6 protein-coding genes are annotated in these 10,047 nt (G+C 44.7%); 3 read left to right on the top strand and 3 right to left on the bottom strand.

The window, feature by feature from the left end; all coding sequences use genetic code 11:
* A partial coding sequence (locus tag F6K49_RS30485; protein ID WP_293102648.1) for an ElyC/SanA/YdcF family protein occupies positions 1 to 501 on the top strand: 501 nt, incomplete at its 5' end.
* A 104-nt stretch (positions 502 to 605) separates the two neighbouring features.
* Here F6K49_RS30485 and F6K49_RS30480 read toward each other — a convergent pair.
* The gene (locus F6K49_RS30480) at positions 606 to 1,997 is read right to left on the bottom strand and encodes a proton extrusion protein PcxA (protein WP_293102645.1); all 1,392 of its coding nucleotides are present in this window, start codon (positions 1,995 to 1,997) and stop codon (positions 606 to 608) included.
* 117 nt (positions 1,998 to 2,114) lie between these two features.
* Here F6K49_RS30480 and F6K49_RS30475 point away from each other — a divergent pair, with 117 nt between their 5' ends.
* Complete coding sequence (locus F6K49_RS30475; RefSeq protein ID WP_293102642.1) at positions 2,115 to 4,319, top strand: recombinase family protein; 2,205 nt, start codon at positions 2,115 to 2,117, stop codon at positions 4,317 to 4,319.
* Between the two features lie 114 nt (positions 4,320 to 4,433).
* On the opposite strand, the gene F6K49_RS30470 is transcribed toward F6K49_RS30475, so the two are convergent.
* A complete protein-coding gene (locus F6K49_RS30470; protein WP_293067499.1) occupies positions 4,434 to 5,627 on the bottom strand; it encodes a serine/threonine-protein kinase in 1,194 nt (397 codons plus the stop codon).
* A 295-nt stretch (positions 5,628 to 5,922) separates the two neighbouring features.
* Positions 5,923 to 7,041: a calcium/proton exchanger gene (gene cax / locus F6K49_RS30465; RefSeq protein WP_293024387.1), complete on the bottom strand. Its 1,119-nt coding sequence runs from the start codon at positions 7,039 to 7,041 to the stop codon at positions 5,923 to 5,925.
* 727 nt (positions 7,042 to 7,768) lie between these two features.
* On the opposite strand from cax, the gene F6K49_RS30460 reads away from it, so the two are divergent.
* The coding region (locus F6K49_RS30460; RefSeq protein WP_293102637.1) for a DUF3536 domain-containing protein at positions 7,769 to 10,047 on the top strand (2,279 nt) is incomplete at its 3' end.

Here is a 10,047-nt window from a genome sequence, read left to right as displayed (position 1 = left end):
TTAGTAGTAGAAGGATGGCTACCGGACTATGCCTTAAAAGGTGCCATGGAAGAATTTGATCGGGGTAATTATCAAAAAATAATCACCACTGGCCTTCCTCTGCGTAAAGGATATTATCTGTCAGAGTATAAAAGCTATGCTGAATTGACTGCGGCAACGTTTATCGCACTGGGTTTTGAGCCAGATAAACTAGTTGCTGTTCCAGCACCAGATGTTAATGTAAATCGTACGTTAGCATCGGCTCAGGCGTTACGGGAGTGGCTATTAACCTCAGATGAATCAATCAAGTCTATTAATCTTTATTCATTTGATGTTCATACTCGCAGAAGTTGGATGCTATTTAAGCAAGTTCTTGGTCCTGAGATTAAAGTTGGAGCAATAGCTGCTAATTCCCTTGACTATGAACCAAAACAGTGGTGGGTTTCTAGTCAAGGAGTGCGGTCAATCATGTCTGAAACAATCGCTTATCTCTATGCTCAAGTTGTAAGTTTGAAAGTTTGAATATTGCCAAAACTGCTATAGCAATTATTAATTGGGTGAGGGAGTAGGGAGTAGGGAGTAGGGAACAGAAACATGTCTTAACCTTTACTTCGACTGGTATATTATTATTCATTCATCGTGCGATAGGTAGCTACTGCTGAAGGAGATATCCGATTCAGATAGCGGAAAATCCAATATTTGATAACCGAATCCAAGATAACTGGAAATGTGGCAATGAACAAAAATATAAACTCTCGACTTTCTGGTATTCCTAAATGTCGGGATACGGCTTCTAGGATTACTTCCCAACCGTGGGGAGAGTGGAATCCTACAAACATATCGGTAAACAAAATAATGATAAAGGCTTTGGCACTATCACTCAGTCCATAGATAATATCATCCATAAAAGATTTTAAAATAATTACATCTCGCTTGCTGTTCATGATAACTAAGGCAAAAGCAACTAGAGCTATAATGTCAGCAAAAATATTTTTAATGGCATTAGATCCTTGATTATAATAGTCTTCTGCCAGTTCGTTAGCTTTATGCTTAATCTCTTCTTCCATCTCCTCCTCAGATAGTTTAGGAGTAAACCCCAGTAAGCTTTTAAAGTGGAGTTCTTCTTCAAATTTTTTTAACTCTATCAGAGCTTCTTCTTCCATCTCATAATTTAAAAAAATAGCTGATTCATGGTTACTTCTAAAGTGCTCAACTATGGGACTAACTAGAAACGTTTTAGAAATTTGATGGGTTAAAATAGGAACAATAGTTAAAATTAGGATAAACTTAATAGAGATTACGGTTTTACGTTGAGACCGACGAAAGGTTTTGACAACTTTATCTTCAGCTCGTGGATCGAGTTCCTGCTGAATTCTTTTGACCGTCCCTACAATTGACCTAGGTAATACACCGGTTTTATCCGTTACTTTCTTGGAGTTAGCTCCTTGATTATTGACCGATGAATTGTTGTCTGATTCCCAATAAGGGGCTTCTCGAAGATTGGAATTTTGGTTGATAACCTGTCTTGGACTGGAGTTAGTAATCTGATTATCTGGCTTTTGGTCTATGGGAATCAATGCTGCGGTGGATTTTTCCGGTTTTGGGGCCGCATACTTGTTGATAATTTCATCAATAAAATTTAATTTTTCAATAAGTATTGACTGCTGATCGCTGAGGTCGATTGACTCAGATAACCGAGAATTTTCCCTAGCTTGTTGTTGACTATTTTCGAGAGGATTAGAACCAGTTAATTCAGAATTTATTATAACAGAACGACTGGTTTTAAATTCTGCTAGTCTAACGTTGATAGTCTTGATATATTTATTAATTTCTGCCTCAAAATAGGCAATAACGCTGTTACTATATTGACTGGTATCGGCGGAGATTTTTTTACCTCCAAAATATTCATCTTCAATCGCTTTAATTTTTAGGGCCGCTTTGTATGCCTGATCCAAGGCTCTCTCTGGTGTATTGAAGAACCATTGTATAGCTGTGCGTAAGATAGTTTGAAGATTCATTCAATTCTCTAGGATCATACTCTCAACATCTAAGGGGTGCATTCTTACACCTAATTATTCCTAGAACTCTTACATCCTAGTTGTGCTATAATAGCAAATTACCTAAAGAAAAATTTTGTGGCTCAAAATTCACTGTGGATCATTGGCTCAACTCGCACTGGCAAAACAACTCGCCTTGTGAGTCAGTTTTACCAATGGGTTGAAGGAGGACTGGATTGGTCAAACCCAAATTCGAGTTCAAGATATCAAAGAACTCCCTCAAAAGCCCCAGGAATTTTAGTGTTTGCGGCTAATGACGATAATCGGCGTGAGCTGGCGGATCGGCTCACAGAGGTGATCCGGGGACGGTATCCAGTACTTTCCAAGACACCTTTAGGTTTTTTCCAAGATGAGGTAATGCTATTTTGGCCCTTGTTAATTGGGCGATTGGATATCAAGGCACAGTTTCCGTTGCGATTGCGTCCTGAGACTGAGCAGGACTTAGCCACCCAGCACTGGCGTACTGACCTGGATAATGATCTACTACAACTGCCAGGGGGGAATGATTACACTAGAGTTCGTCGGCTCCTGGACTTGTTACAATTAGCAGCAGTGAGTGGGATACCTGTTGAAGACATTCCCCACATGTTAACGGTCGGGATACCAGAGGAGGAAGGAAACCCGGAACTTTGGTCAACGGTGGGAAATCTGTTGCTAGAGTGGCGAAGCTGGTGTCTAGAAAGGGGATTATTAACCTACGGGATTATTGCTGAACTGTATTGGCGGTATTTGTTGCCAGACCCCACTTATCAGCAGTATTTACAGCAGCGCTATCAGGCAGTGCTGGCGGATGATGTGGATGACTATCCTGCGATCGCTCGGGATTTATTTGAGACTCTACTCAATCAAGGGGCTGTGGGAGCTTTTAGCTTTAATCCTAATGGACAGGTACGCTTGGGCCTTAATGCTGACCCCAATTATCTAGCGGATTTGGCATCCCGTTGCTTGGTGGAAATCTTACCGGATTTATCGATCGATGCAATGCCGGTTGAATTGGCAAACACAGTAGTGGAATTAATTACTAATTCCATGTTTATTGATGGTCTACCTGAGTCTATCCAATCGATTCAAACTACCTCCCGCGCTCAACTGTTGCAGCAAACGGCTGGGGTGATTAGTCAAGCGGTCAAGTCTGGGCAAGTGCAGCCTGGTGAAATAGCGATCATTGCTCCAGGTCTAGATGCGATCGCACGCTACACCTTAACGGAAATCCTGACTAACCAAGGTATTGCTGTAGAACCCCTCAATGACCAGCGCCCATTAATTAGCTCACCCATGGTTCAGGGACTACTAACCCTACTAGCGCTAGTGTATCCTGGCTTGGGACGGTTAGTGAATCGAGATGCGATCGCACAAATGCTGGTAGTACTCAGTAGCCAACCACAAGTGCAGGAGTTGAAGGGTGAAAGGTTGAAGGTTGAAAGGTTGAATGTTGAAAGGTTGAAGGTTGAGAGTTCAAATCTGCAACCGGCAACCCTAATTGACCCTGTCCGTGCTGGTTTATTAGCGGATCACTGTTATGCTCCTGATCCTGAGCAACCTCGCCTATTACCAGTGGAGTCGTTTCCTCGTTGGGATAGGTTAGGGCATCAGGCAACAACTGCCTACTCAGAGATTTTCCAATGGTTAGAACTACAGCGGGAGCAACAACAACAGGGTTTGATTCCTTCGTGCCTGGTAGTTTTCGACCGCGCCATTCAGAAATTTTTGTGGCATGGTTCTAATCTCGCCTATGAACAGCTAGCAGCACTGCGGGAACTGATGGAAACCGCTCAACACTACTGGGAAGTGAATGGACGCCTGGGGAAAGAGTTGAAGGTGGATGATTCCAGCCAAACCAAGCAACAACCGTCTAACCGTCAGCGTTCCACCCAAATTATCGCCCAATTCATTCTGATGCTACGTCGTGGCACCGTTACTGCTAATCCCTATCCCGTCCGCCGCCTACCCACAGCTACCAATGCCGTCACCCTCGCTACTATTTTCCAATACCGTGCCGCTCGCCGCTGCCACCGTTGGCACTTTTGGTTAGATGCCGGTTCTTCCCTCTGGCTCAGTGGTGGTGCAGCTACCCTTTTCGGAGCTCATCTATTTCTAAAGGAATGGTCTGGACGTCCTTGGACAGAGGAAGATAAAGTCCAAGCTGATCAACAGCGATTAGAGCGAATTTTGCGAGATTTATTCGGTAGAGTTACAGAGCGGGTTTACTTGTGTCATAGCGAATTAGCGGTTAGTGGCACAGAGCAGAATGGTCCGTTATTATCTTTGATAAATACTGCGTAAATACTGTTTCTTGACAATTCTACTGGAAGTTCCTGGGATATTTCTGTTAGAAGTATTGGCATGTTTGAGTTGAAGTTTGCCCAGGGTGAAGCAGCAAGCTAGATCCTTTTCGTATTAAAAACCAGAGACCAAGCCCAAGACAAGTATCCACAACATCACGCTCAGTGGTGCGCCAAAGAGAATCCCCACGATTGCCCAGCCTCTTTGGTGAGCTTTGAAGTGTTCAATACTCCGCCAGCGACGACTTTTCCAAGCCCATTCATTGCCCTTGGCACCGAGCGCGATCGCCATTAACCAACCCAATTGAGGCACCCATGCTATCAGTCCAATCCAAACATTATTTGTCATAGGCCAAAACCAAGGTATCAAAAAAGCTCCCCAGTTCCAGCCTTTGATTTCATCTGGTATCGGTATTCGAGGATCACCTAAACCCCCTTGACCTGAATTATTCACAAAGGTGGCTCGGGTGGGTCTGCTCAGTTTGTTGCTTTTGCGAGTATTTAGTGTCATGCCCAATTCTAGGGCTAGAATTGCTTCAGACGCACTTTTGAAGCGTTGCTCTGGAGCCGGTTCGGTCAGCTTCTGAATCCAGCTAATCAGGTTAGCACTGAGGTTGACTTGGTCTTTAAAGCAAATGCGCAAATTCCGCTGGGGCAAGTCAGCAGGTGCAGTCCCGGTGAGCAAATGAATCAACGTCGCTCCTAAGCCATACAAATCCGAGGCTGGTACTGCCCTACCACCAAACTGTTCCATGGGCGCGTAACCATAGGTTCCCACTACCGTAAATGTCGCGCCCTCTTGGGAAGCCCGATCCTGTACTGACCCGAAATCGATGACATAAATCTGCCCATCATCTCCTAAAATTAGATTGCTAGGCTTAATATCTCGGTGTAGTACGGCTGGATTCAGCTGATGGAGAAATTCAAGAATTTTCAGCACATCCACAGCTATTTGGCGCACTTCCCCTTCTGTAAATCGTTTACCTTGATTTAGTTTTTCCTTGAGGGAGGAGCCAGGAATATAGTTGTGTACCAAGCAAAACCAGAGTACTCGGTCATCAATGTTAAAATAATCAAGATACTTGGGAATCCGGGGATGATTGAGCTGTTTAAGCACCTGTGCTTCTCGCTCAAAGAGTTTTAAATCGTCCCAATTAACGTCACCACCAAATGCCAGCAGTTTAACAACTACCAATTCTGGAGGTGACACTCTTATGTCTTCAGCTAGCCAAGTTTGTCGTCCAGCATTATGTCCCAGTTGTTGCTTCAGTTGATAGCGCTCATGTAATATCTGTTCGGCTTCCAGCATCTCGGCTTAATGTCCTCAGTGGCTCATCCATCCCATCAGCGTGCTCGGTTAATCTCAAGCTAGATGGGTGGATACAGGGCAAAGGGCAAAGGCTAAAGGGGTGGATTAGATGATGATTTTTCTTACCAATCAATTTGTCTTACCAATCAAATCGATTTATCATTGACATTTTACCCCTCTAGCTCTAATATAGCCAGATTTTTTTGGGATGACAGGGATGTTGACAGTTTATTGACTTGAAATTCTTTGTTCATCATCACCTTCAACCGTCAAACTCTACACACTAGGCGTTAACTCATCCCAATCCCTCCACCACTGGATGGAAGTAAAACGCTAGTCCTAATACCACATAAGCTGCTAATAGCAACACTCCTTCGAGCCAGTTTGACTTACCATCAGAACTAATCGAATTAGTAATCAAAACAGCTACGGCTACTGCTACCAATTCAAAGGGATTAAAATCCAAATCCATGGGCTGACCCATAAACCACCCAGCCAGCACTAACACTGGGGCAACAAATAGGGCAATTTGCAGACTAGACCCCACGGCTACGGAAACTGAGAGATCCATCTTATTCTTCATCGCCACAGTTACCGCAGTGGCGTGTTCTGCTGCATTACCAATTACGGGCAGTAAAATTACTCCGGTAAACAGCGCTGTTAGTCCTAACTGTGATGTGGCAGATTCCAAGCTATCCACCAAAAGTTCTGACTCTAGTGCCACCAGCAGGGTAACCACTACCAAGACTCCTACCCACAACCAGATATTAGGCAGATGTTGAGATTCGGAACTGGCAATTTCACCCTCCCCTGTTTCTTCTGACTCCATTTCTGCCATTCCCACATCAAACAGATAGGTGTGGGTTTTCATGGAAAATAATAGAGTTAGCCCATAAACCAGAATTAAAACCAGGGCAACTGCCACCGAAAGCTGTTGTAATGTAGATTGAGGAATACCAATGGATGTGGTATCCATTGCTGTCGGTAGCAACATGGCAATCACCGCTAGGTTCATTGAAGAGGCATTCACCCGCGCCACAATGGGCTGAAACTCCTGTTCTTTGTAACGCAATCCACCCAGCAGCATCGCAAATCCCATCACTAGGAGTAGGTTACCGATGATGGAGCCAGTGATGGTGGCTTTAACCACTTCTACTAACCCAGCATTCAGGGCAATTAGGGCAATGATTAATTCTGTAGCGTTGCCAAAGGTGGCATTTAATAACCCTCCTAGGTTTGGACCGAGCACCACAGCAATTTCTTCTGTGGCTGTTCCCATCCATGCTGCTAAAGGAATAATTGCTAAGCAAGAGGTAATGAAGATAACTGCCGAGTTCCACTCTAGAAATTCAGCGGCTACTGAAATGGGAATAAACAGTAGCAAAATTGACAAAATTTGGTTTTTGGTGAGCATTTAGGTTTCTTTACCTCAAAAGAATTACTATTCTAGTTACTCTCGGGGACTAGGGCAGTATCGAAAGGGACTTGGTCAATCCCTCTTCCCATCCCCCCGTCTCCCTAAGCTGTCACGCCCCTAAGCTGTCACGCAGTTAATTTTTGGGTTGAGACTGATGGGGAGATAGGGAGGTGGGGGGATGGTTTGACGGTTTGTTTCATAACATGAACAGATTAAATTTAGACTGGTGTTAGCTAATCAACTTAGATAGGCCAATTAGATAGTCAAGCTACCTGTAGGGTGGGCAAAACCTTGCCCACCCTACCCATGGTGTCTGTGCGTAAGTCCTGAACTTAGATAGCCAAATTAGATAGTCAAGTACCTTACTCTGTAACTGTTGTGCTGCAATATTGCTTTTGGATACTCAACCATTCCTCAAGCGCATCAGTCTTAGGATATATTTTTTAACCATAGAAATTTGCTATGATCTGGTGAAGATTGATAAGATTACCGCAATTTGCATAAACTGATTGGAGTTACTTGAATTAAACCTTGCGGTTGAATTAATCATTGTGTTAAGCATTTAACGTTTGTCCCAACTATCCGCTGTCCCAACTATCCGCTACTTTTGTTCGTTACTGCCAAACCAGTATAAGTTTGCTCAAGGGTATTCGCGCTCCGGGTCCCAAACATGAAGTTATCGGGTTGGGTGAGCTGTGTTGCTGTTTTTTGAATGCATATTCCCATGACTTCAGTAGCTGAACTGCTAGTGTTACAAGCTGAGGAAATAAAGTCCACTGCTAAGTCCACTGCCAAGATCAAACACTACTCGACGCTCAACAACGATTCCCTAGATACCACCACAGGTGTCTATATTACTATCCACGGTCATTTCTACCAACCGCCTCGGGAAAACCCTGATCTAGATACTATTGAGCGTCAGCCTACTGCTGCTCCGTTTCATGACTGGAACGAACGGATTTACTATGAGTGCTACCGCCCCAATGCCTTTGCTAGGGTATTAAATGACCAAGGGGAAGTGATAGATATTGTCAACAACTATGACTATTTGAGCTTCAATATTGGTCCAACCTTAATGTCATGGCTGGAAGATTACGATCTCGAAGTGTATCAGCGGATTCTGGAAGCGGACAAGAAGAGTTGCGTACGCTTAAATGGTCACGGAAATGCGATCGCTCAAGTTTACAACCACATCATCCTTCCCCTTGCTAATGAACGGGACAAATACACCCAAATCCGTTGGGGAAAAGCCGACTTCCGTTCCCGCTTTGGTCGTGAACCCGAAGGGATGTGGCTGGCGGAAACGGCAGTAGACTATCCCACTTTGGAAGCATTGGTAGCAGAAGATATTCGGTTTATTATCCTAGCCCCTTCCCAAGCTCAACGTTGCCGCCCAATTCCCAATGAACTCACCAGTGAACACAATAGTAATTCTCCATGGCAGGAAGTGGGAGGTGCTCAGATTGACCCTACTCGCCCTTACCGTTGCTTCCTCAAAAATGGCAAATTTATTGATATCTTTTTCTATGACGGCCCAATCTCCAGAGATATGGGCTTCAATGATTTACTCACCAGTACTGAACACTTCGCCAAGCGTTTGGGTCAAGCAGTACGTGGGGATCATCGCAGCGCCCAGTTGATTGCTGTGGCAACGGATGGGGAAACCTTTGGCCATCACAAAACAGGCACTGAGAAGTGTATTGCCTACGCTTTTACCCATGAGTTTCCCCAGCGCCACTGGACAGTAACCAACTTTGCCCACTACCTTAGCTTTAATCCACCCACCTGGGAAGTGGTACTGAAGCCAGTAACAGCCTGGAGTTGCTCCCATGGGGTTGACCGTTGGCAAGATGATTGTGGCTGTGGTGGTGACGGGAAGTGGCACCAAATGTGGCGTCGTCCCCTGCGGAATGCCCTGGATTGGTTACGGGATCAATTGATTCAGGTATATCAAGAGACTGGTAGCCAATTCTTCCATGACCCTTGGCTAGCGCGGGATGAGTATATCGAAGTGATTCGGAACCGTTCCCCAGCCAATGTGGACAGTTTTCTGGAGCGTCATAGTACTCACCCACTGACGACCGCCGAACACGTGGATGGCTTACGACTGCTGGAAATGCAGCGTCATGCTCTGCTGATGTATACCAGTTGTGGTTGGTTTTTTGAGGAAATCTCCCGTCTAGAAGGGGTTCAGATTTTACGCTATGCTGCCCGTGCTATGGAGTTAGCTGCTAATGTTGCTAAAGTCCAACTGGAAGAAGAATTTATCCAACGCCTTGCTCTAGCACCCAGTAATGTGGAATGCTTTAAAACTGGTGACCAGATTTATCGGCAACTAGTGGTGTCAGCCCAGGTTAGCTGCAAGCAAGTAGTAGCAGACTATGCCATTAGTTCCCTATTTAAAAACTATTCCCAAGAAGACAAAATCTACTGTTACTATGCCCATCAGCAATATTACCAGCTAAAACGAATCGGGGCATTAACCCTAGCTGTGGGACAGTTACAATTGGTTTCTGAGATAACTAGGGAAAGTGGTGATTTTGTGTTTGCCTTGCTATACCTAGGTGGTTGGGACTTCCACTGCTGTATTCAACCCCTTGCTGAATGTCGAGCCTACCGCCAGCGGTTGGAAAGATTATTTAATGCCCTCGAGCAAGCCAGTGCAGCCCACACAATTTTGGTAATGAATCAGCTGTTTGGGCAGCAAAATTTTAATTTGCAGCATCTGTTTCCTGAAGAGCGACACCGGATTATGCAGCTGTTGAGCAAGGAAACCTTGACCCGTTTGGATCAGCTCTATACCCAGGTTTATCGGGATAACTATAGAGCCTTGATGGCTTTCCAGAGAGATGGGTTATCTGTTCCCAAGGAATTGCAAGTAGCAGCAGAAATTGCTATATCCAATCAGTGTATTACTGTGATTAGGGCATTAGATAGTGATAGCAGTGATCAGCAGGTGGTATGGAGTAGGTTGGCAGAGTTAGAAGCGATCGCAACAGCAGC

Source organism: Moorena sp. SIO3I6, from assembly GCF_010672095.1.
This window is presented reverse-complemented; position numbering and strand designations above follow the sequence as displayed.